Source organism: Roseovarius sp. TE539 (assembly GCF_003298505.1).
Taxonomy (GTDB): domain Bacteria; phylum Pseudomonadota; class Alphaproteobacteria; order Rhodobacterales; family Rhodobacteraceae; genus Roseovarius.
The window spans coordinates 1-19,366 of sequence record NZ_QNGB01000001.1; the positions used below are offsets into that span (position 1 = coordinate 1).

The window sequence follows — 19,366 nt, forward strand, 5'->3', positions numbered from 1 at the left end:
CTCTACAACCAGCAGCTCCCGCAATCAGCCCTGGGCAGCAAGACGCCCTTGCAGGCGATGAAAGACTGGCACAAACTCAAGCCCGACCTGTTCAGGAAACGGCCATACTACCTTCCGGGATCCGACACTTAGCTGCGCACGATGTTCGGTTTCCGTCGCCATAAAACTATTTACCCCTCAGTTTCGGCACCTTCTTTACTCAAGGTTGTAAGTTGTTGAGGCCGGATTGTCTATCCTCACTCAAACATCCAACTCCACAACAAACCTAGCATTCTCCTGGATATACTGGAAGCGCAGTTCCGGCTTCTTGCCCATCAGGCGTTCCACCAGGTCGCCGGTTTCGCCGGGTTCGTCCTCGTCGATGGTCACCCGGATCAGTTTGCGGGTCGCCGGGTCCATCGTGGTTTCCTTGAGGTCCTTGGCGTCCATCTCCCCCAGCCCCTTGAAGCGGCTCACCTCGACCTTGCCCTTGCCGCCAAGTCCCTTCTCGACGGCGGCCTCCTTCTCGGCCTCATCAAGGCAATAGACCCGCTTCGCGCCTTGCGTCACGCGAAAGAGCGGCGGGCAGGCGAGGTAGAGATGGCCTGCGTCGATCATCGGGCGCATCTGCGAAAAGAAGAAGGTCATCAGCAGCGAGGCGATATGGGCGCCGTCCACATCCGCATCCGTCATGATGATCACCTTGTCGTAGCGCAGGTCGTCAAGGTTGAAGCGCGTGCCCAGCCCGGTACCAAGCGCCTGGGTGAGATCGCTGATCTCCTGGTTGCTTCCCAGCTTGGAACTTGCCGCCCCCAGCACGTTGAGGATCTTGCCCCGGAGCGGCAGCAGCGCCTGTGTCTTGCGTTCGCGCGCCTGCTTGGCCGATCCGCCCGCGCTGTCGCCCTCGACGATGAAAAGCTCGGTTCCCGCGCGGTTGGTGGCGGTGCAGTCCACAAGTTTGCCGGGCAGGCGCAGCTTCTTGGTGGCGGTTTTGCGCTGCGTCTCCTTCTCCTGGCGGCGCCTTTGCCGTTCCTCGGCCCTGAGCACCAGGAAATCGAGGATCGCGCCGGCGGATTTGGTATCGCTGGCCAGCCAGTTGTCGAAATGGTCGCGCACCGCGTTCTCGACCAGCCTGGTAGCCTCGGCAGTGGCCAGGCGATCCTTGGTCTGACCCACGAATTCGGGCTCGCGGATGAAGCACGAAACCAGCGCGCAGCCCCCCGCCGTAAGATCCTCGCGGGTGATCTGCGCCGCCTTCCTGTTGTTCACAAGTTCGCCATACGCCTTTATACCCTTGAGGATCGCCGCCCAGAAGCCGGCCACATGGGTGCCGCCTTCGGGCGTGGGTACCGTGTTGCAGTAGCTTTGCAGGAACCCGTCGCGCGACGGCGTCCAGTTGATCGCCCATTCCACCTTGCCGGGCCGGCCGAATCGTTCCTGGAAATCGACGGTGCCGGCAAAGGGATTGTCGGCGTAGGAGGCCGCCCCGGCCATCGTCTCACGCAGGTAATCGGCCAGTCCGCCGGGAAAATGGAATGTGGCCTCGGTGGGGGTGTCGCCATCTTCCAACGCGGATTTCCACCGGATCTCGACCCCGGAAAATAGGTACGCCTTTGACCGGATCGAATGGAAAAGCCGCGAGGGTTTGAACCGGTGGGAGCCGAAGATCTCCTCGTCGGGGTGGAAGGTGACGGTGGTGCCACGGCGGTTGGGCGCCTGCCCCACCTTTTCGATCGGGCCCAGCGGCTTGCCACGCGAAAAGCTCTGTTCATGCAGTTCGCGGTTGCGCGCCACCTGCACGGTCATCCGGTCGGAAAGGGCGTTGACCACGCTTGCGCCGACGCCGTGAAGCCCGCCCGAGGTCTGATATGCCTTGCCCGAGAACTTGCCCCCCGCATGAAGCGTGCAGAGGATGACCTCGAGCGCGGACCTGCCGGGAAATTTCGGGTGCTCCTCGATGGGGATTCCGCGGCCGTTGTCACGGATGGTGACGGAATGATCATCGTGCAGCTCCACCTCGATCCGGTTGGCGTGGCCGGCCACGGCTTCGTCCATCGAATTGTCGAGAACTTCGGCCACGAGGTGATGCAGTGCCCTGTCATCGGTGCCGCCGATATACATGCCGGGGCGTTTGCGGACCGGTTCCAGCCCCTCCAGAACCTCGATATGAGAGGCGTCGTATTCGGATTGACCGCTCCCTTGAAGAAGATCGTCCGTCATGCTCGCTGCCCTCGTCTTTGTTGATTGGAAGGCAGTATGACAGAGGGCACGAAGCGGGGGAAGTGGCCCCGGACCCTCGCGTCAGGCGGTCTGCTGCCGCAGGTGGCGGGCACAGCCGCGCAGGGCCGCCGTGTCGTCGATGATCAGGGCAACGGGAATGTCGCCGACAATTCCGGCATAGGGGCCTCGCGCCGTGAAGGCTGCTTCGAAAGCCGCGCGGTCCAATACCGGGGCGACCGCCCGGGCGGTGCCGCCGCTCAGGAACAGCCCCCCGGTGGCCATGTGCGCGAGACACAGGTTCCCGGCAAGATCGCCCAGCAGATCCGAGAATACGCGCAGTGTTTCGCGCGCCTGCCCGTCACCCTCCGCGCGGGCCGCGAGGATCGCCTCCGGCGGCAGGGTCCGGCCAGCCACCCAACGGTGGATGCTGGACAGCCCCGGCCCTGAAAGCGCCGCCTCGACGGGCAGGTGAGAATGCGCCGCGCGCAGGTGATCGTACAGCGCCCGAAGCCCGGGCCGGTCAGAAAGCCCGGTATGTCCCGTTTCGGAGGCCGGTACGAAAAGTTGCCCCTCCACCCGATGGATCGCGGCCACATTGCACCCGGTTCCCAGCCCCAGCACCAGCCGCGCGCCACCCGCCGCGGCAAGGCCGGGCCGCAGGGGGGTGATGCGGTGCTCCGGCAGGTCGTCCAGGGCAAGCCCCTGCGCCTGAAGATCGTTGATCAGCGCGACGTGTACTGCACCTGTGGCCCGCGCCAGATCGGTGGTTTCGATGGTCCAGGCGTGGTTGGTGAGCCTGGCGCGATTGCCCCGTACCGGACCGGCCACCGCGGCACAAAGCGCGGACAAGGGGCCGGGATGCGCCTCCAGGTAAGCCATCAGCACCCCTGAGAGGTCGCGATGACCGGCGTTCGGATAACTGCGCACGGCTTGCGGGATCAGCCCTTGCGCTGTGGCCAGCCCGACACGGGTATTGGTGCCGCCGGCATCCACGACAAGCTGACGCTCATCCGTCATCGTTCCAGCGCGCCATGGTCTCGCGCGCTGCCCGGGCCAGCATCACCACGTCGATGCCCACGGCAAGGAACCGCGCGCCCCAGTCACGGTATTTCAGGGCCGTGTCGTGATCGGTGGCAAGGATGCCCGCCGCCTTGTCGGACGCGGCAATCCGTGCCAATGCGTCGCGGATGGCGCTTTGCACCTCCGGGTGCGCGCTGTCGCCCGCCTGCCCCATGTCGGCGGCCAGGTCCGACGGCCCGATAAAGACGCCATCAACACCAGCGACCTCGAGGATCGCGTCCAGAGCCCCGATCCCGGCGCGGGTTTCGACCTGCACCAGAAGGCAGACCTGATCGTTGGCGGTTGCGGTGTAATCGGCGATGTCGGAAAAACGCGAGGCACGAGCCAGCGCCGCACCCGATCCGCGGATGCCTTCGGGCGGGTAGCGCATGGCACGGGCCAGATCCTGCGCCTGTGCCGCGCTTTCGACCATCGGGATCAGGAGGGTCTGCGCGCCTGCATCGAGCACCTGTTTGATCGCCCATGCCTCGCCCATCGGCAGGCGAACCACGGGTGCGCTGTGGCGGCCCTCCAGCACCTGAAGCTGATGCATGATGCTGCGCAGGTCGTTGGGGGCATGTTCGCCATCTATCACCAGCCAGTCGAACCCGGCGGTGGACAGCACCTCGGTCGCATAGGCGTCGGCGAAGGCGGCCCAGCATCCGTATTGCACGGTGCCTCCGGCGAGGGCGGCCTTGAATCGGTTTTCCGGTGCGGGCATGGCGCGGCTTTCGCTGTTTGGTCTTGGCAGGGATTAAAGCGTGTTGTTGAGTGGGGGTCCAGCCACGACCGTGGGAGACAGGCATGAAACTGACCCTTCATCATATCAACCTTTCAACCGAGAAGGTGGAAGAGATGGACAGCTTCTACCGTGAAGTCATGGGGCTCGGTCAGGCGCAGGACGATGTGCCCGGCCTGCGCGGCGACAAGGATGTCTATGACGGTGACGTCGCGTTTCTGGACGATGGAAAAACCCATCTGCACGTGGCGCGCAAGGACGTGGAGGCCGGTTTCCGGACCGGCCAGATCGTCAACCCGGTGGCGCGCGGCCATATCGCCTATCGCTGTGACGACATCGCCGCGTTCAAGACGCACCTGGAAGCGCGGGGCGTGCCCTATTCGGATTGGGGCACATCCGCGGTCAACGGATGGCACCAGATTTATTTCTACGATCCCGACGGCAACGTTATCGAGGTCCACCAGGTGATAGGCTGAAGGCCGCGCCGCTTGTCAGCCCTTGCAGGCTGCCGCGCTAGGATCCGGCGTTGCGGGCGGCGGCAAGGGCGGCCCGGAAAAGCTCGCGGTCGCCTACGTGATTGGCGAGAACCAGGATAAGCCGCGCATTGAGCGCCGCGCTTGCCGCTTCGTCCAGCCCCTCGTGCGCTTCCAGAAGATCGGCATAAAGATCATCGGGCCGGTCGATATTGGGCTCGAGAACAAGGTCGGTCATGGGTCATCCTCCTGCTTTCACGCGCGCCAGCGTGGCTTCCACCGTTGCGCCATCCGCCGTTGACCAGCGCGCCGCCACATGCTGATCGGGCCGGATAAGGTAAAGTGCCGAGGACGCGTCGCCAAGGTACCGCGCCCGCAGCTCTGGTGTGATCCGTCCCCCGGGATCGACCACGCGCAGCCCGGAGATACCGGGGGCATCCGTGGCAAGCCCCATCAAAGTGAACCCGTTGCCGAGTTGGTCAAGCAGGTAATCGCCACTTGCCAGCGGCGCATCGGGACAGGCGCTTCCGGGGCGGGTGCGGGACGGCCCGTCCGCCAACCCGTCAGGGCCGTTGATCGGTGAGTCATCATGCGTGCAGGGCAGTGAAAGCCGTCCCGAATTGACCAGCGGCCGTGCAAAGGGATACGCCGCACTCAGGTCCAGCACTGCATCGCGGAACATGCGGCTGTTGGCCGATTTCGGAGCGATGAAGTCGGTCGAGCGGGTCGAGTTGAGGATATTCTCGTCCGCGGCCTGAATGCGTTCGGCCGTGTAGCTGTCCAGAAGCGTCTCCGGTGCCGTGCCATCCAGAACCAGCTTGATCTTCCAGCACAGGTTGTCGGTGTCCTGGAGGCCGGAATTGGCACCGCGTGCGCCGAAAGGGCTGACCTGGTGGGCCGCGTCGCCGGCGAAGATGACCCGGCCTTCGCGAAACCGCTCCATCCTACGGCACTGAAAGCTGTAGATGGAAACCCACTCAAGCTCGAAATCCACCTCCGGGCCAAGCATCTGTCGCAGTCGTGCCTTAACGCGCTCAGGCTCGGTTTCGCGCGTGCGGTCAATGCTTTGTCCGAGTTGCAGGTCGATACGCCAGATCCCGTCGGGCTGCTTGTGAAGAAGCGCGGACTGGCCGGGGTTGAAGGGCGGATCGAACCAGAACCACCGTTCGGTGGGAAAATCCGCCTGCATGGTGACATCCGCGATCAGGAAATTGTCTTCGAAGACGCGGCCGGTGAAGCCCATGCCCAGCATCTCGCGAACCGGCGATCCGGCCCCGTCGCAGGCGATCAGCCAGTCCGCCTCAAGCGCATAAGGACCCTCCGGCGTTTCAATGGTCAGGACAACGTGATCGGGATGCGGCACGACAGCCGTCACACGGTTGCGTCCCCGCAGGTCGATCGGCGCACCCGCCGCCTGCAATTGTCGCAACCGCGATACCATGTCGTGTTCAAGGTGATACTGCTGAAGATTGATGAAGGCGGGGCGGCGGTGCCCCTCCTCGGGCAGAAGGTTGAATTCATAAACCTTGCGATCGCCGAAGAACACCTTGCCAAGGTTCCAACGGACCCCCTTTTGGACAAGTTGTTCGCCGAATCCGAGGCGGTCGGCGATCTCGAGCGTACGCTTGGAAAAACAGATGGCGCGCGATCCGTGCGAGACGCGATCGTTCTCGTCCAGCACGACCACCGGCACGCCTTGCTGCGCCAGGTCGATCGCGGCTGCAAGGCCCACGGGCCCGGCCCCCGCAACGATGACGGGATGGCGTATCGTGGCTTGCGCATCCTGATCGCGGGACCGCGCGTAGGGATAGAGAGGAGTTTCGAAGATCCGGGTCATGACAGCCTGTCCGATTGGGCGGTTGACATTTGCCCGCCAGCTTCACACGTCATGTCCCGACAGTTGGGAAAAGTCACAACACACTGTAACTTAAAAATAAAAGGAGGGTTCATGACATCCACCACACATGAAATCGAAGATGAACAACAGCTTTTCGGTCCTGGTTGGAAAGGGTTGGCCCTGCTTGGCCTTCTCATGGTCGTCGGCGGTTTCGTGGCCTTTCTCAATCCGTTTGCCGCCTCCCTGACGGTGGAATTCGTGGCCGGCGCCGCGTTTCTGATCGTCGGGGCGCTGCAGCTCTGGCTGGCGTTCACCGGCCGGGCGGGCACAAGCGGCGACAGGTGGCTTTCCGGCGCTCTCGGGCTGGCCCTCGTGGTGCTGGCAATTTCGCTTATCGCCAATCCGCTGGCCGGTCTGGTGACGCTTACGATCCTCGTGGCGATGCTGTTCGCCCTGATGGGCGGGCTGCGCATTGCGCTGGCCCTGAATGAACGGCCCCGCGAGGGGTGGGGCTGGCTTCTGGCTTCGGGGGCCGTCTCGCTTGCGCTTGCCGTTCTTATCGTTCTGGGGCTTCCCGCAGCGGCGGCCGGTATACTCGGTATCCTCCTCGGCATCGACCTGACGATGTCGGGCGCCGCAACCCTCGGACTCGCCTGGAACGCCTGGCGGCATCGGCACGGCTGATCCGCTACGACCACCCCGGCCCGATCGTCACGTCGTGGCACCATCAAGATGCGGCGCGGGGAGGGCCGATGATTGGTCCGGAGGCCGGGCATGCGGTCACGCGCCTTTCAACGGCATCAGCCCTGGAAGCGCCTGGAGCTGATTCATCTTTTCATCCCTGAAGTTGCTCCCACATTTCCAGGTCCCTCTGGGCGGTCCAAATCCGCGGCGTGTCGATGCCGCGCGCCTCGTCATGGGCGCGGGCGACGTTGAACGGCAGGCAGTGTTCGTAGATGGCGTAATCGGCGAATTTCGGATCGCAGGCTTCGCGCACCGCGTACCACGCGTCCTTCAGGGGGCCGCCGCGCGCGGCGACCCTCGCCGCAGGCCGGTAGGTGCTGTCAACGAAATCACGAGTATTCTCGATAGCGGCATTGACCATATCACGGCCCACAAGGGCATCGCCCCGCCCCGGCGCGATCGCATCAACATCGAACCGCCTTATCGCATCAAGGGTGTCTCCCCAGTCTCCGAAATGCCCGTCCCCGCAATAGCATGCGGAATGGTACTCGACGATGTCACCGGTGAACATCACGTTTTCATCGGGCACATGGATGACGATGTCTCCCGCCGTGTGCGCCCGTCCGAGGTGCATCAGATCGACCCGGCGCTTGCCCAGGTAAACGGTCATCGCTTCGCTGAAGGTGGTGGTCGGCCATGTCAGGCCGGGAATACTCTCATGCCCTTCGAATAGGCGCGGAAATCGCTGGAATTCACTGTCCCAGTCTTCTTGCCCGCGCTCGGCAACCATGGCGCGCGCCGTGTCCGACATGATGACCTGCCCCGCGCCATAGGCCGACGCACCCAGAACACGAACGGCGTGGTAATGGGTCAGCGCCAGATGCGTGATCGGCTTGTCGGTGACCTCGCGGATCTTCTCGATCACCTTCCCGGCCAGTCGCGGCGTCGCCTGCGCCTCGATGACCATGACGCTGTCATCACCGATGATGACGCCGGAATTGGGATCACCCTCGGCGGTGAAGGCATGAATGCCCTTTCCGATCTCGGTGAAACTGATGGTCTTTTCGCTCATGTCGCCTGCTGAGGCAAAGGCCCGTGCCATGCGCGGTGCTCCTTTCGTCAATGGACAGCGCCGGGGCGCTGTGCTTGTCTGCCGGGATGATCGGGGACCGGCGGTTTGCTCATTTTGTCACGGCGGCGGTGGTGCTGGCCACCGTCCTCATTCTTCTGTTGATGGGGCGCGCGCCGTGGTGCCCCTGCGGGCATGTCGATCTCTGGGGCACGGTTGGCAGCGAAGAGGCCAACATGCAGCTTCTGGACTGGTACACGCCCAGCCATGTCCTGCACGGAATCCTGTTTTACGCGGCGCTCTGGCTGACGGCGCGCAGGATCGGCGTCGGCTGGCGGCTGACCATCGCCACCGTGCTGGAATGCGCCTGGGAAATCCTCGAGAATACCGACGCGATGATCAGGCGCTACCGCGATGCGACTGTTTCGGTCGATTACATCGGCGACAGCGTGCTCAATTCCACCTCCGACATCGTGGCGATGTTGCTTGGTTTCGGGCTGGCCCGTCTGGCACCGGTCCCGGCAAGCGTGGCGGTCGTCATCGGCCTCGAGGTGCTGGCCGTCCTTGCCATCCGCGACGGGCTGACGCTCAACGTGCTGATGGTCGTCTGGCCTGTCGAGTCGATCAGGGATTGGCAAATGGGCGGTTAGGGCCATGCCGCGACCTCCTGTTCGATGGCGCCAAAAAGGGAAACGCCGGCAGCGTCCTCCATCCATATCCTGATCCGGTCTCCCGGCTGGAGGAACGGTGTCGAGGGACTACCCGACAGCAGGGTTTCCACCATCCGTTGTTCGGCGATGCAGGAATACCCCGCGCCGCCCTGCGCCACCGGCCTGCCCGGCCCGCCATCCGAGTCGCGGTTGGACACGGTGCCCGAGCCGATGATCGTGCCGGCCGCAAGCGCCCGCGTCTTCGCGGCATGGCTGATGAGCGCGGGAAAATCGAATGTCATGTCGTGCCCCGCATCGGCGCGCCCGAAGGGCATCCCGTTGAGGTCGACCCGGAGGGCACCATGAAGCCGGCCACCGTCCCAGCCCGGCAAGGCGCCAGGCGCCACCGCCAGCGGCGAGAAGGCGCAGGCCGGTTTCGATTGAACGAACCCGAATCCCTTGGACAGCTCGCCGGGGATGAGTGCCCTGAGCGACACGTCGTTGCACAGCATCACGAGGCGGATCGCGTCGCGCGCCTCCCGTGGCGTGGCGCCCATGCGGACCGGGCCGGTGATCACCGCCACCTCGGCCTCGAAATCCATCCCCCACTCCGGATCGCCCTCGATCGGCGCGGTGGGGGCCAGGAACCCGTCCGAGCCGCCCTGATACATGAGTGGGTCGTGCCAGAAGCTTTCGGGCATCTCGGCCCCGCGCGCGCGGCGCACCAGCGCGACATGATTGACGTAGGCCGAGGCATCGAGGAACTGGTAGGCGCGCGGCAGCGGCGACAGGCACGCGGCGGGATCGAAGCGACATTCCGGACCGGACCACGCCGGCTCGGCCCCGTCGAGCATCGCCTGCAGGCTCATCCCCGGCGCGATACGGCATGTGGTACGGTCTTCCGACACGCGGGCAAGCTGCCCGTCGGGCGTGCCGTCGTCCAGCGTGGCACAGATCATAGGGCAATCACCATGCCGTCCTCGCCCACGTGAAGCCGCCCGCCGAAATGTGGCTCCACGGCGGCCTGCCAGTCGGCCACCGTCACCCCGGGTTCGTGCGACGGCACGAGATGATTGAGCGCCAGCGCCGCTACCCCGGCCCGGTGGGCGATGCGGGCGGCGTCGGCCGCATCCGTGTGGCTGCGCAGCACATGCCTGAGCAGCCGGTCATCGGCGTAGCCCATTTTCCGGATGCTCTCGGTCACGCGGTCGGTCAGCATCGCCTCGTGGACCAGAAGATCGGCGTCTTTCGCGAATCCCGCCATCGCGTCGATCAGGGCGGTGTCCCCCGAAAGCACGACGCTCCGGCCGCCCCCCTCGAATCTGAGGGCGAAGCTGTCGGTCACCGGCGGGTGGTGGTTGCGCAGCGCCGTCACGCGCACCCCCCCAAGCTCCAGATCAAGGCTTTCGTCCAGCGGGTGCAGCGGAAACAGTGTATCGAAATCCGGCCGCCCCTCGTCCTGGATGCGTGTCTCGATGTCATAGACCATCGAGGCGCGAAACCCGTCCCAGTAGTCCGCCGTGCCAGTGGGGCCATGGATCGGAATCGGCCGTCGGAGGCCCGAGGTCCAGGCGGTATGCAGCAACGGACCAAGCTCAAGGTAATGATCGGAATGCAGATGGGTGATGACCACAGCGTCAAGCTCGGTGAGCGCGACACCGGCCCGGGTCAACCCGACGGTCGCACCGATGCCGGCATCCACGAGGATTGTCTTGCCGTCCATGCACACCAGCGTGGAGGTCGGCATCGCCCAGCCGGGGCGCACGGCCGGACCACCCTTGGTGCCCAGAAGAGTTACACTCTGGATGCTCATTTGATACCCGGCGTGCCGTCGAATTTCTTCTCAATATCGGCCCAGCAATCGATGTAATCATCCTGGAGCGGCGCCTCTTGCGCGGCAAACCGGGTCAGATGCTGGGGAAACCGGGTCTCGAACATGAAGGACATGGTATTGTCGAGCTTCTCCGGTTTCAGCTCGGCATTCGCGGCCTTCTCGAAGGCTTCCCGGTCGGGGCCGTGCGGCAACATCATGTTGTGCAGGCTCATGCCCCCGGGAACAAAGCCCTGCGGCTTGGCGTCATACTGGCCATAGATGTTGCCCATCAGTTCGGACATTATGTTGCGGTGATACCAGGGGGGGCGGAATGTGTCCTCCATCACCATCCAGCGTTCCCGGAACAGCACGAAATCGATATTGGCCGTACCGGGCACCCCGGACGGCGCGGTCAGAACCGTGAAGATCGACGGATCGGGATGATCGAAGAGGATAGCGCCGACGGGGCAGTAATTGCTCATGTCGTATTTGCAGGGAGCGTAATTGCCATGCCATGCCACCACGTCGAGCGGCGAATGCCCGATTGCGCAACGGTGGAACTGCCCGCACCACTTCACCGTCACGTCAGAGGGCGCGTCCCGATCCTCGTAGGCGGCGACCGGTGTCTTGAAATCACGCCGGTTGGCCATGCAGTTGGCACCGATCGGTCCGCGCCCCGGAAGCTCGAATTTCTGGCCGTAATTTTCGCAGACGAAGCCGCGCGCCGGCCCCTCGATGACCTCCACCCTGTAAACCAGACCACGCGGGATCACCGCGATTTCCTGCGGGGCAAGGTCGATCACGCCCAACTCGGTGGCGAACCGCAGCCGCCCCTCCTGGGGGACAACCAGAAGCTCGCTGTCGGCGGAGTAGAAATAGGCGTCCTGCATGGACGCCGTCACCAGATAGATATGGCTCGCCATGCCCACCTGGGTGTTCACGTCACCGGCTGTGGTCATGGTGCGCATCCCCGTCAGCCAGGTCAGCGGCTGATCCGAATGAGGCACAGGATCCCAACGGTACTGGCCCAGTGAAATCACGTCCGGATCGACATGCGGTGCGGATTTCCAGTAGGGCAGGTCAATCCTCGCATAGCGCGAGGAGTGCCGGACCGAGGGGCGGATGCGATAGCACCAGGTGCGCTCGTTCTGGTGGCTGGGCGCGGTGAAGGCCGTCCCCGAAAGCTGCTCTCCGTAAAGGCCGTAATTGCATTTCTGCGGGCTGTTCATACCCTGCGGCAGGGCACCGGGCAGGGCTTCTGTCTCGAAATCGTTTCCGAAGCCGGGCATGTATCCGGGATGGGTGCCCCGCACGGACACTGCCTGTACGGATTCCTGTGCCGGGGGATGGGTGGTCATGGCGTGTCCTCCTTGTCTACGGAGCTAACAGTTGAATTTGTAACTAACAAGCTGTAGCCGGCGCCAATGACCTCTCAAGATGATGATTTCGACCCGCGCGATTTCCTGCCCTATCTGCTCAACCGCGCAGCGGATGCGAGCAGCCTGGAGTTTCAGGCGATCTACAAGGCACGCTACGGCATATTGCGGACCGAGTGGCGAGTGCTCTTTCATCTCGGGCTCTTCGGCGGGATGACCGCAAAGGAAATCGGCGCCCGCGCCGGCATCCACAAGACCAAGATCAGCCGCGCGGTGGCGCGGCTGGAGCAACGGCGTTTCCTGAGCCGCACACGCGACCGCCGTGACCGGCGGCGCGAGACGTTGGCGCTCACCGGCGCGGGGCGCGCGGCCTATAACGATCTTCGGGACGTCGCCCGTGACTATGATGCCGCCCTCGTCGGGGATCTGGGCACCGAAGAGGCGGAGAGGCTGCGCGCCATGCTCCGGCAGCTGACGCGGGGACGATCCTGAACGGCGGTACGGCGCCACTTTACAATCACCGCGAAAGCACCGACAGATCTGTTTCATGAACGACCACCTCAAAGGCCTTCTGATCACCACCCTGGCCGTTCTCTTAGTGGTGCCCGATTCGCTTTTCGTGCGCCTGATCGACGCCGGGCAACTGACCACCGCCTTCTGGCGTGGTATCACCTCGGGCGGGCTGATCCTTGCGGGCCTGCTTGTCTGGCAGGGCACGCGGGGATTCGCTCCGATATTCCGTACCGGCTGGCCGGGGCTGATCTACATCGTGCTGATGGGGGCGACCGCTCCGGGCTTCGTGTTCGCCGTAAGCCAGACGAGCGTTGCGAACGTGGTGTTCATCTTCGCCTCGATCCCGATTTTCGCCGCCGTGTTCAGCCGGATCTTCCTGGGGGAACCGATCAGCCGTCGGTTGATATTGACGATGGCGGTGGTGCTCGTGGGGCTGGGTATCATCGCTTACGGATCGCACGAGTCCCAGATCGCGTCGTGGCGCGGAGATCTTTGGGCGCTTGGCGTCGCCGCAAGCTATGCCGCCGCGTTGACCGCGGTACGCAGGCTGCGGGCCACTTCGATGATACCGGCCATCCCCATAGCCTATATCGGCGCCGCGCTGGTGATGTGGCCAATGGCCGATCCCGGCCCGGCCTTCGCGGTGCAATGGCCGCTTTTCCTGGGACACGGAGCGTTCATCGCAATGGCGACATGCCTGCTTACGCTGGGGCCGCGTTACATAACCTCGGCGGAGGTGTCGCTGCTGATATTGCTGGAGTCCGTTCTGGCGCCGCTGCTGGTATGGGTCGTGGTGGGCGAGGATCCCGGACGCTGGGCGATCCTGGGCGGTGCGGTGGTGATCGGGGCGCTGTTCGTGTCCAACCTGATCGCCCTGCGCCGGCGTCGTGGGACGCAGGGGTGATGCCCCGAGCAGGGGCGCTGCCACTCTTGCCCTTCGGGCAATTCACCCCGGGATATTTCCGGCCAGAAGAAGACCGGGCCGGCGCGGGTTCAGAAATCCGGATCGACGCCCGGGAGCCTTAGTGCCCTGATCAGTTCACGCAATTCCTGGCGCGCCGCGACATTGGAAATGTTGAGTTGCTTCACGCCCACATCCTTGAGGTCGAGCAGCGTGAGGCCGCGTGGGAAGAGTTCGCGGAAGATCACCCGTTCGGAAAATCCCGGCGCGGTGCGAAATCCGATGCGCCTTGCCAACGTATCCAGCGCCGCCCCCATCTTTTCCTTGTTGATCATCTGCTGTGCACCCAGGCGGTTGCGCAGCACCACCCAGTCGATCGGGTTCAGTCCCGCCTGGGCCCGGAGCTGACGCGCGTTCCAGACCATTTCGGAATAGACCGAGGGGCCGAGGATCGTGCTGCCGTCGCTGTCCACATGCGCCAGAAGGTCGAAATCCACGAAACTGTCATTGAGCGGCGTGACAAGCGTATCAGCCAGCGAATGGGCGACCTGGCTCAGGCGGGTATGGGAGCCGGGACAGTCGATCACGATGAAATCGCTGTCGGGTTCGAGATCGGCCACCGCCTCGGACAGGCGCCGGTCATAGAGGTTCTCGCCCGGTTTCAGGTTGGCCTGGTCGACTTCGGGCAGATCGTGGAAGAAGGCACAGGGCAGATCGAGGCCGGATTTCTCCATGAAGGCGCGGCGATTGGCACAGTAACGTCCGAAGGTCTTCTGGCGCAGGTCGAGGTCAAGGGCACTGACCTTGTGGCCCATTCGCGCCAGGGCCGTGGCGACATGCATGGCCACTGTCGATTTGCCCGCACCGCCCTTCTCGTTGCCGACAACGATGATATGCGCCATGTCCCGTTCCCCTGTCTCACGTGTAAGCCCGTGACGTTCGGCGCACAATATCCGCTGCCCGGTCAATAGGGAAGAGGATGTGCGCAAGCCGCGCCTGACAGGCCGACAAAACGCAAGACGCCGCCCCGGAGGGACCGGGACGGCGCCGCTTCACTGTCATCAGGCCAGGGTTCAGAAGCCCAGCCCCTCGTATTTTTTCTTGAACTTCGAGACGCGCCCACCGGCGTCCATGAGACGGGAGGACCCCCCGGTCCAGGCCGGATGCACGGACGGGTCGATATCGAGCGACAGCATGTCGCCTTCCGCGCCGTAGGTGGAGCGCATCGGAACCACGGTGCCATCGGTCAGCTTGACGTCGATCAGGTGGTAATCTGGGTGGATGTCTTTTTTCATCGTCGCGGTCCTTACGCTTGAGCGCCTTTGCGGGGCTTGTAGTTCGTGTTCTCGGCGATACGGGCCGACTTGCCGCGGCGCGAGCGCAGGTAGTAAAGCTTGGCGCGGCGGACACGGCCACGGCGCACCACGGTGATGCTGTCGATATTGGTCGCGTGGAGCGGGAACACCCGCTCGACCCCTTCGCCGAAGGATATCTTGCGCACCGTGAAGGACCCCGCAATGCCCTCGCCGTTCTTGCGGCTGATGCACACGCCCTCGAAGTTCTGGACCCGCGAACGGGTACCTTCCGTCACCTTGTAGCCGACGCGCACGGTATCGCCGGGCTTGAAATCCGGAATGGTCTTGCCGAGCTCCGCGATCTGCTCGGATTCCAGTTGAGCGATAAGATCCATCGCTTCTCTCCTAATCTGCTTGCGGTTTGCCCCGCAAAGTTTGCTGCGCCCTCAGAGCTCGCGGTCTTCTCTCGGGTTCCCATTCCGTGGAATGCGCCCGCCGGAGGTACAGGTCGTCTTGCTTTCGTCGTCGAACGTGACATTGTCGGCGCCGCTACATCGGCAACTCGCCCCCTCGTCAGAAGAAAACGGGACCCGGGATTGCCAGCACCGCCGGAATGCGCGCGGTAAACCAGAACTGCAGGCGGAATTCAAGACCAAAGAGCGCGCCCGGCGCGGCCCCGTCAGAGCACCAACTCGCCGATCAGCATCAGCGGGGCCGCATCGGTGAAATTCGGAATGTCGGCAACAACCGGTTCGGCGGCTGCCATCGCGGCGTCCAGCGCGGCCTGACCCGCGAATGTCATCGTCGCGATCGCGTGAAAAGGCGCCGGGGCATCGGAGCCGCCAGCCACGCCACGGGTGACCTGCACGCTTTCAAGGTGCGGCCCCATGTGCTTGTCGGCAAGCGGCATGTGCGTGGCGAGGTAGTAATCCATGTCGAAACGGGTCGAGTCTCCGACCGGGTAGATCACCTGCAATGAAAGTGTCATGGTCCGCGGTCTCCTTCTGGGATCCGGTGGGGGCGGGCACGTTTGCATTGCTGGCAGGCTATCCGCGCCGGCGCCACCGCGACAGCCCGTGACACGCATTCGTTACCCGCGATCCTCAGTGTCGTCTGCGGCATCCGCCATCCGGGTCCGCCACGCCTGCCACAGGTCGGGGCGGCGGGCACGGGTCAGCGCCCGGGCGCGTGCCTGCCGCCAGCGGGCAATCTCGGCGTGGTTGCCGGACAACAGCACCGGTGGGATCGGTCGGCCTTTCCAGTCGGATGGGCGAGTGTATTGCGGATGCTCCAGCAGCCCGTCGGCAAAGCTCTCCTCCTCGATGGAAGCCGCGTTGCCGAGGATACCGGGACGCAGGCGCAGGGCGGCATCGATCATCGCCTGCGCCGCGATCTCGCCGCCCGACAGGACGAAATCGCCGAGGCTGACCTCCTCGATCGCGTAATGCTCGATCACGCGCTCGTCCAGCCCCTCGAACCGGCCGCAGATCACCGTCAGCCCCGGTCCGGCGGCAAGGCGCCGGGCCATGGCCTGGTCGAAGGGGGCACCGCGGGGGCTGGCATACAGGATGGGCCAGCCCGGCGTCATGCCGGTGCGGGCATGGTCGATTGCCTGGCCCATCACGTCGGGGCGCAGGACCATGCCGGCGCCACCGCCCGCCGGCGTGTCATCCACGTTGCGATGGCGCCCCTCGCCGAAAGAACGCAGGTCGATCGTTTCGAGCTGCCAAAGCCCATCCTTCAGGGCCCGGCCGGTCAGGCTTTCGCCCAGAACCCCCGGAAAGGCCTGCGGCAGGAGCGTGATGACCTTCGCGGTCCAGACCCCGGCAAGGCGCGGCGCCGGCGTGACCAGCGCCCGGGGCGCGGTACTGGCCGTGATGGACTTGACTCCATGGGATCTGTTGCGGTCGGTCATGATCCGCGCCTTTAGCGCGGTCTGCCGACCCGTGGCAAGCACCCGGTCGCCGGCGGGCCCGGAATCGTGCGCCCTGCGGGCGCGCCGGCCTGCCTCGCCGTCCGCCTCCGGCGTCCTTCGAGGGGGCCTCCGGCGGGAGTATTCAGGGAAAGATGAATGTTCAGGCCGGCCGATAGGCCGCCGCGTGACGTCCAGCCCAGAGACCGGTGGCCAGGCAGGCGGTCAGCAGGTAACCGCCGGTCGGGGCTTCCCAGTCAAGCATTTCGCCGGCGGCGAAAATGCCCGGCCGGTGGCGCAGCATCAGCCCCGCATCGAGCGCGTCGAAGCGCAGTCCGCCCGCGGTCGAGATCGCCTCGTCCAGCGGACGCGGACCGGCGTGCCGCACCGGCAGCGCCTTGATCAGCGGCGCGGCATCCGGGGGCAGCGGACGGGCGAATTCCATCAGCAGGGCCTGCTTGGCGCGGTCGAGCCCGAGGGTGCGGCGCAGGTGATTGGACAGGCTTTGCCGGCCGCGGGGCCGCGCCAGGCGGGTGCGCAGCGTCTCGATGTCGAGATCGGGCATGAGGTCGAGCACCAGCGGCGCACCGTCGCGCATCGCGGCCGCGATCGCGTAAATGCCGCCTCCTTCGAGGCCGCGGCGCGAGATCACGAACTCTCCGCGCGACCTTTGCCCGCCCGCGCACAGCGCGACGTTCTTCACCGGGGCGCCGAAGTGAGCTTCCATATGTGCAGACCACTCGACGTTGAACCCCATGTTTGCGGGGCGGAAAGGGACTGTCCGTCCGGCCATGTGCGCCGCCCATGTCCCGTCCGACCCGAGCCGCGCCCAGCTTGCGCCGCCACAGGCCAGAACCGTGACCGCCGGGCGCAGTGCGCGCCGCCCCTCCGGGACGTCGAAGAGCAGGGTTTCCGGCCCGTCCCAGCCCGCCCAGCGCCAGCGCCGCCGCAGCGTCACGCGCATCGCTCCGAGCCGCTCAAGCCATGCCCGCAGCAGCGGCGACGCCTTCATAGCCCGGGGATAGACGCGCCCGGTCGAGCCGGTGAAGACGGGCTGGCCAAGGCCCTCGGCCCAGTCGCGGACGGCTGCCGGGCCAAATTGCCCGAGCATCGGCTCAAGCCGCGCGGCAGCAGGACCATAGGCCGCCAGGAATTCGTCGAAAGGGTCCATCCTGGTCAGGTTGAGCCCGGTTTTCCCGGCCATCAGCAGCTTGCGCGCCGGTGAGGGCATGGCCTCGGCGACCAGAACGCGGCGCCCGGCACCGGCCATCGCCTCGGCGGCCATCAGCCCCGCCGGGCCGCCCCCCACCACCAGCGCGTCGATCCTTGCGGGGCCGCTCATCCGCAACCTCTTGTCTTCACGCGTGCCACCCCCATCCTCTTGCCCATGACCCGAGAAAGGATCAGGAGATGACCGACTCCGATGCCCGGCACCGATTGAGCGAAGTGCCGGTCTGCCCGCTCTGCGGACGGCCGATCCCGCCCGGCGCGCGGCAAAGCCTGCACCACCTGGTTCCCAAACTGAAGGGCGGCAAGGGCGGGCCCACCGTCCTGCTGCACCAGATCTGCCACAACGAGATCCACGCTACCCTTACCGAGGCCGAACTTGCCCGTGACCATTTCACCATCGAGGCCCTGCGCGCGCACCCGAGACTGTCACGATTCATACGCTGGGTTGCCAAGCGCCCGCCGGAATTCCATTCGCGCACGCCCGGCAAGCGGCGGCGGCGCTGAACCGGCGCCGCGCGGGCGGTCCGATCTTCATCCGCCGCGCACCGTGTCGATCATGCGCTGCACGTTCTCGGGGTCTGCATCCGGGGTGATCCCGTGGCCGAGATTGAAGACATGCGGCCCGCCGCTGAAGGCGTCAACGATCCGGCGGGTCTCGTCCACCAGCGCCTGACCGCCCGTGACCATGTGCGACGACGCAAGATTGCCCTGAACACAACCCGCGACCTGAACATTCCCGGCGCCCCATTCAGGGCTGACCGAATCATCCAATGCAACACAATCAGCACCGGTTTTTTCATGGAATCCAATATACTTGTCGCCTGCCTCACGCGGGAAGGCGATCACCGGAATGCCGGGGTGCCTGGCCTTGAGCGCGGCAATGATCCGTCGTGCGGGGGCGATCGCGTACGTATCGAAATCTTCACCCTTGAGCGATCCCGCCCAACTGTCGAACAGCTTCACGCATTCCGCGCCGGCGCTGATCTGAGCCGAGAGGTATTCGATCGTCGCCTCGGTAAGCCGCTCCATCAGGATGTCGAAAACCTCCTTGTTTTCGGCCTTGAGCGCGTGCGCCGGCCCTTGATCCGGGGTGCCGCGACCGGCGATCATGTATGTTGCCACTGTCCAGGGCGCACCGGCGAAACCAATGAGCGTGGTATCGGCGGGCAGGGCGCCGGACAGGTTGCGCACGGTCTGGTAAACAGGATTCAGGGTCTCATGGATTTCCGCGGCCGGTTTCAAACGGTCGACACCGGCCCGGTCGGTGATCGTCGAAAGCCGCGGCCCCTCCCCCGTCACGAACCAAAGATCGGCGCCAAGAGCCTGAGGGACGAGCAGGATATCGGCAAACAGGATGGCCCCGTCAAAGCCGTAGCGCCGGATCGGTTGCAGCGTCACCTCGGTGGCGAGATCGCTGTTGTAACACAAGGAAAGGAAATCACCGGCCTCCGCCCGGGTCGCCTTGTATTCCGGAAGATAGCGCCCGGCCTGACGCATCATCCAGATCGGTGGCGTATCCAGTGTTTCGCCCGCCAATGCGCGCAATATCGTCTTCCTTCCGGCCATCCACTATCCTCCGTTTGTCACGTCGTCACCCTGCCGCGCCCCGATGTCAA

22 protein-coding genes and 1 pseudogene are annotated in these 19,366 nt (G+C 64.9%); 7 read left to right on the forward strand and 16 right to left on the reverse strand.

Going from position 1 to position 19,366, the window contains the following annotated elements; genetic code table 11:
- Nucleotides 1–132 (forward strand): annotated as a pseudogene (locus DQW77_RS00005) (IS481 family transposase); the annotation flags it as partial.
- A gap of 108 nt (nucleotides 133–240) precedes the next feature.
- Here the strand turns inward: DQW77_RS00005 and parE are convergent.
- From parE to DQW77_RS00020, 3 genes are all read right to left on the reverse strand, one after another.
- Nucleotides 241–2,199, reverse strand: coding sequence for a DNA topoisomerase IV subunit B (parE, locus tag DQW77_RS00010; protein ID WP_113256131.1), 1,959 nt, complete (start codon nucleotides 2,197–2,199; stop codon nucleotides 241–243).
- An 81-nt stretch (nucleotides 2,200–2,280) separates the two neighbouring features.
- Nucleotides 2,281–3,216, reverse strand: coding sequence for a glucokinase (locus DQW77_RS00015; RefSeq protein WP_113256132.1), 936 nt, complete (start codon nucleotides 3,214–3,216; stop codon nucleotides 2,281–2,283).
- Nucleotides 3,206–3,979: an aldolase/citrate lyase family protein gene (locus DQW77_RS00020; protein WP_113256133.1), complete on the reverse strand. Its 774-nt coding sequence runs from the start codon at nucleotides 3,977–3,979 to the stop codon at nucleotides 3,206–3,208. Before DQW77_RS00020 ends, DQW77_RS00015 begins: the two co-directional genes overlap by 11 nt.
- An 83-nt stretch (nucleotides 3,980–4,062) precedes the next feature.
- Here DQW77_RS00020 and DQW77_RS00025 point away from each other — a divergent pair, with 83 nt between their 5' ends.
- Nucleotides 4,063–4,473 (forward strand): VOC family protein, encoded by a 411-nt coding sequence (locus tag DQW77_RS00025; RefSeq protein WP_113256134.1) that lies wholly within the window; start codon nucleotides 4,063–4,065, stop codon nucleotides 4,471–4,473.
- Between the two features lie 37 nt (nucleotides 4,474–4,510).
- Here the strand turns inward: DQW77_RS00025 and DQW77_RS00030 are convergent, their stop codons facing one another.
- The gene (locus tag DQW77_RS00030; protein WP_113256135.1) at nucleotides 4,511–4,708 is read right to left on the reverse strand and encodes a DUF2783 domain-containing protein; all 198 of its coding nucleotides are present in this window, start codon (nucleotides 4,706–4,708) and stop codon (nucleotides 4,511–4,513) included.
- Between the two features lie 3 nt (nucleotides 4,709–4,711).
- Complete coding sequence (locus DQW77_RS00035; RefSeq protein WP_113256136.1) at nucleotides 4,712–6,307, reverse strand: FAD-dependent oxidoreductase; 1,596 nt, start codon at nucleotides 6,305–6,307, stop codon at nucleotides 4,712–4,714.
- Nucleotides 6,308–6,418: 111 nt separating this feature from the next.
- On the opposite strand from DQW77_RS00035, the gene DQW77_RS00040 reads away from it, so the two are divergent.
- The gene (locus DQW77_RS00040; RefSeq protein WP_113256137.1) at nucleotides 6,419–6,991 is read left to right on the forward strand and encodes an HdeD family acid-resistance protein; all 573 of its coding nucleotides are present in this window, start codon (nucleotides 6,419–6,421) and stop codon (nucleotides 6,989–6,991) included.
- Nucleotides 6,992–7,142: 151 nt separating this feature from the next.
- On the opposite strand, the gene DQW77_RS00045 is transcribed toward DQW77_RS00040, so the two are convergent.
- The gene (locus DQW77_RS00045) at nucleotides 7,143–8,093 is read right to left on the reverse strand and encodes an MBL fold metallo-hydrolase (RefSeq protein ID WP_113256138.1); all 951 of its coding nucleotides are present in this window, start codon (nucleotides 8,091–8,093) and stop codon (nucleotides 7,143–7,145) included.
- On the opposite strand from DQW77_RS00045, the gene DQW77_RS00050 reads away from it, so the two are divergent.
- Nucleotides 8,087–8,710 carry a DUF2585 family protein gene (locus tag DQW77_RS00050; protein WP_309301299.1) on the forward strand — a complete coding sequence of 208 codons (624 nt, stop codon included), beginning with the start codon at nucleotides 8,087–8,089 and terminating at the stop codon, nucleotides 8,708–8,710. The two genes, DQW77_RS00045 and DQW77_RS00050, sit on opposite strands and share 7 nt — an antisense overlap.
- Here DQW77_RS00050 and DQW77_RS00055 read toward each other — a convergent pair.
- Genes DQW77_RS00055 through hmgA form a run of 3 tightly spaced genes read right to left on the reverse strand, consistent with a single transcriptional unit; the run spans nucleotide 8,707 to nucleotide 11,881 of the window.
- A complete protein-coding gene (locus DQW77_RS00055) occupies nucleotides 8,707–9,669 on the reverse strand; it encodes a fumarylacetoacetate hydrolase family protein (RefSeq protein WP_113256139.1) in 963 nt (320 codons plus the stop codon). The two genes, DQW77_RS00050 and DQW77_RS00055, sit on opposite strands and share 4 nt — an antisense overlap.
- Complete coding sequence (locus DQW77_RS00060; protein ID WP_113256140.1) at nucleotides 9,666–10,523, reverse strand: MBL fold metallo-hydrolase; 858 nt, start codon at nucleotides 10,521–10,523, stop codon at nucleotides 9,666–9,668. Before DQW77_RS00060 ends, DQW77_RS00055 begins: the two co-directional genes overlap by 4 nt.
- The gene (hmgA, locus tag DQW77_RS00065; protein ID WP_113256141.1) at nucleotides 10,520–11,881 is read right to left on the reverse strand and encodes a homogentisate 1,2-dioxygenase; all 1,362 of its coding nucleotides are present in this window, start codon (nucleotides 11,879–11,881) and stop codon (nucleotides 10,520–10,522) included. Before hmgA ends, DQW77_RS00060 begins: the two co-directional genes overlap by 4 nt.
- Before the next feature lie 66 nt (nucleotides 11,882–11,947).
- On the opposite strand from hmgA, the gene DQW77_RS00070 reads away from it, so the two are divergent.
- Together DQW77_RS00070 and DQW77_RS00075 are read left to right on the forward strand one after the other, a co-directional pair.
- The gene (locus tag DQW77_RS00070; protein ID WP_113256142.1) at nucleotides 11,948–12,391 is read left to right on the forward strand and encodes a MarR family winged helix-turn-helix transcriptional regulator; all 444 of its coding nucleotides are present in this window, start codon (nucleotides 11,948–11,950) and stop codon (nucleotides 12,389–12,391) included.
- A 55-nt stretch (nucleotides 12,392–12,446) separates the two neighbouring features.
- Complete coding sequence (locus DQW77_RS00075; protein WP_113256143.1) at nucleotides 12,447–13,316, forward strand: DMT family transporter; 870 nt, start codon at nucleotides 12,447–12,449, stop codon at nucleotides 13,314–13,316.
- 89 nt (nucleotides 13,317–13,405) lie between these two features.
- Here the strand turns inward: DQW77_RS00075 and DQW77_RS00080 are convergent, their stop codons facing one another.
- From DQW77_RS00080 to DQW77_RS00105, 6 genes are all read right to left on the reverse strand, one after another.
- Nucleotides 13,406–14,215 (reverse strand): division plane positioning ATPase MipZ, encoded by an 810-nt coding sequence (locus tag DQW77_RS00080; RefSeq protein ID WP_113256144.1) that lies wholly within the window; start codon nucleotides 14,213–14,215, stop codon nucleotides 13,406–13,408.
- A gap of 171 nt (nucleotides 14,216–14,386) precedes the next feature.
- A complete protein-coding gene (gene rpmE / locus DQW77_RS00085; protein WP_113256145.1) occupies nucleotides 14,387–14,608 on the reverse strand; it encodes a 50S ribosomal protein L31 in 222 nt (73 codons plus the stop codon).
- 11 nt (nucleotides 14,609–14,619) lie between these two features.
- Complete coding sequence (rplS, locus tag DQW77_RS00090; RefSeq protein ID WP_113256146.1) at nucleotides 14,620–15,003, reverse strand: 50S ribosomal protein L19; 384 nt, start codon at nucleotides 15,001–15,003, stop codon at nucleotides 14,620–14,622.
- 284 nt (nucleotides 15,004–15,287) lie between these two features.
- Nucleotides 15,288–15,596: an EthD family reductase gene (locus DQW77_RS00095; RefSeq protein WP_113256147.1), complete on the reverse strand. Its 309-nt coding sequence runs from the start codon at nucleotides 15,594–15,596 to the stop codon at nucleotides 15,288–15,290.
- Between the two features lie 102 nt (nucleotides 15,597–15,698).
- Nucleotides 15,699–16,523, reverse strand: a complete 825-nt coding sequence (gene trmD, locus DQW77_RS00100; protein ID WP_113256148.1) for a tRNA (guanosine(37)-N1)-methyltransferase TrmD — start codon at nucleotides 16,521–16,523, stop codon at nucleotides 15,699–15,701.
- 160 nt (nucleotides 16,524–16,683) lie between these two features.
- Complete coding sequence (locus DQW77_RS00105; protein ID WP_113256149.1) at nucleotides 16,684–17,862, reverse strand: TIGR03862 family flavoprotein; 1,179 nt, start codon at nucleotides 17,860–17,862, stop codon at nucleotides 16,684–16,686.
- A gap of 68 nt (nucleotides 17,863–17,930) precedes the next feature.
- On the opposite strand from DQW77_RS00105, the gene DQW77_RS00110 reads away from it, so the two are divergent.
- The gene (locus DQW77_RS00110) at nucleotides 17,931–18,254 is read left to right on the forward strand and encodes an HNH endonuclease (RefSeq protein WP_181711159.1); all 324 of its coding nucleotides are present in this window, start codon (nucleotides 17,931–17,933) and stop codon (nucleotides 18,252–18,254) included.
- 27 nt (nucleotides 18,255–18,281) lie between these two features.
- Here the strand turns inward: DQW77_RS00110 and hemE are convergent, their stop codons facing one another.
- Nucleotides 18,282–19,316, reverse strand: coding sequence for a uroporphyrinogen decarboxylase (hemE, locus tag DQW77_RS00115; RefSeq protein ID WP_113256150.1), 1,035 nt, complete (start codon nucleotides 19,314–19,316; stop codon nucleotides 18,282–18,284).
- Nucleotides 19,317–19,366: the final 50 nt, after the last annotated feature.

Excerpts from the sequence above, each read along its gene's own strand:
- parE (WP_113256131.1), bottom strand. The coding sequence starts at position 2,199 with ATGACGGACGATCTTCTTCAAGGGAGCGGTCAATCCGAATACGACGCC.
- DQW77_RS00015 (WP_113256132.1), bottom strand. The coding sequence starts at position 3,216 with ATGACGGATGAGCGTCAGCTTGTCGTGGATGCCGGCGGCACCAATACC.
- DQW77_RS00020 (WP_113256133.1), bottom strand. The coding sequence starts at position 3,979 with ATGCCCGCACCGGAAAACCGATTCAAGGCCGCCCTCGCCGGAGGCACC.
- DQW77_RS00025 (WP_113256134.1), top strand. The coding sequence starts at position 4,063 with ATGAAACTGACCCTTCATCATATCAACCTTTCAACCGAGAAGGTGGAA.
- DQW77_RS00030 (WP_113256135.1), bottom strand. The coding sequence starts at position 4,708 with ATGACCGACCTTGTTCTCGAGCCCAATATCGACCGGCCCGATGATCTT.
- DQW77_RS00035 (WP_113256136.1), bottom strand. The coding sequence starts at position 6,307 with ATGACCCGGATCTTCGAAACTCCTCTCTATCCCTACGCGCGGTCCCGC.
- DQW77_RS00040 (WP_113256137.1), top strand. The coding sequence starts at position 6,419 with ATGACATCCACCACACATGAAATCGAAGATGAACAACAGCTTTTCGGT.
- DQW77_RS00045 (WP_113256138.1), bottom strand. The coding sequence starts at position 8,093 with ATGGCACGGGCCTTTGCCTCAGCAGGCGACATGAGCGAAAAGACCATC.
- DQW77_RS00055 (WP_113256139.1), bottom strand. The coding sequence starts at position 9,669 with ATGATCTGTGCCACGCTGGACGACGGCACGCCCGACGGGCAGCTTGCC.
- DQW77_RS00060 (WP_113256140.1), bottom strand. The coding sequence starts at position 10,523 with ATGAGCATCCAGAGTGTAACTCTTCTGGGCACCAAGGGTGGTCCGGCC.
- hmgA (WP_113256141.1), bottom strand. The coding sequence starts at position 11,881 with ATGACCACCCATCCCCCGGCACAGGAATCCGTACAGGCAGTGTCCGTG.
- DQW77_RS00070 (WP_113256142.1), top strand. The coding sequence starts at position 11,948 with ATGACCTCTCAAGATGATGATTTCGACCCGCGCGATTTCCTGCCCTAT.
- DQW77_RS00075 (WP_113256143.1), top strand. The coding sequence starts at position 12,447 with ATGAACGACCACCTCAAAGGCCTTCTGATCACCACCCTGGCCGTTCTC.
- DQW77_RS00080 (WP_113256144.1), bottom strand. The coding sequence starts at position 14,215 with ATGGCGCATATCATCGTTGTCGGCAACGAGAAGGGCGGTGCGGGCAAA.
- rpmE (WP_113256145.1), bottom strand. The coding sequence starts at position 14,608 with ATGAAAAAAGACATCCACCCAGATTACCACCTGATCGACGTCAAGCTG.
- rplS (WP_113256146.1), bottom strand. The coding sequence starts at position 15,003 with ATGGATCTTATCGCTCAACTGGAATCCGAGCAGATCGCGGAGCTCGGC.
- DQW77_RS00095 (WP_113256147.1), bottom strand. The coding sequence starts at position 15,596 with ATGACACTTTCATTGCAGGTGATCTACCCGGTCGGAGACTCGACCCGT.
- trmD (WP_113256148.1), bottom strand. The coding sequence starts at position 16,523 with ATGACCGACCGCAACAGATCCCATGGAGTCAAGTCCATCACGGCCAGT.
- DQW77_RS00105 (WP_113256149.1), bottom strand. The coding sequence starts at position 17,862 with ATGAGCGGCCCCGCAAGGATCGACGCGCTGGTGGTGGGGGGCGGCCCG.
- DQW77_RS00110 (WP_181711159.1), top strand. The coding sequence starts at position 17,931 with ATGACCGACTCCGATGCCCGGCACCGATTGAGCGAAGTGCCGGTCTGC.
- hemE (WP_113256150.1), bottom strand. The coding sequence starts at position 19,316 with ATGGCCGGAAGGAAGACGATATTGCGCGCATTGGCGGGCGAAACACTG.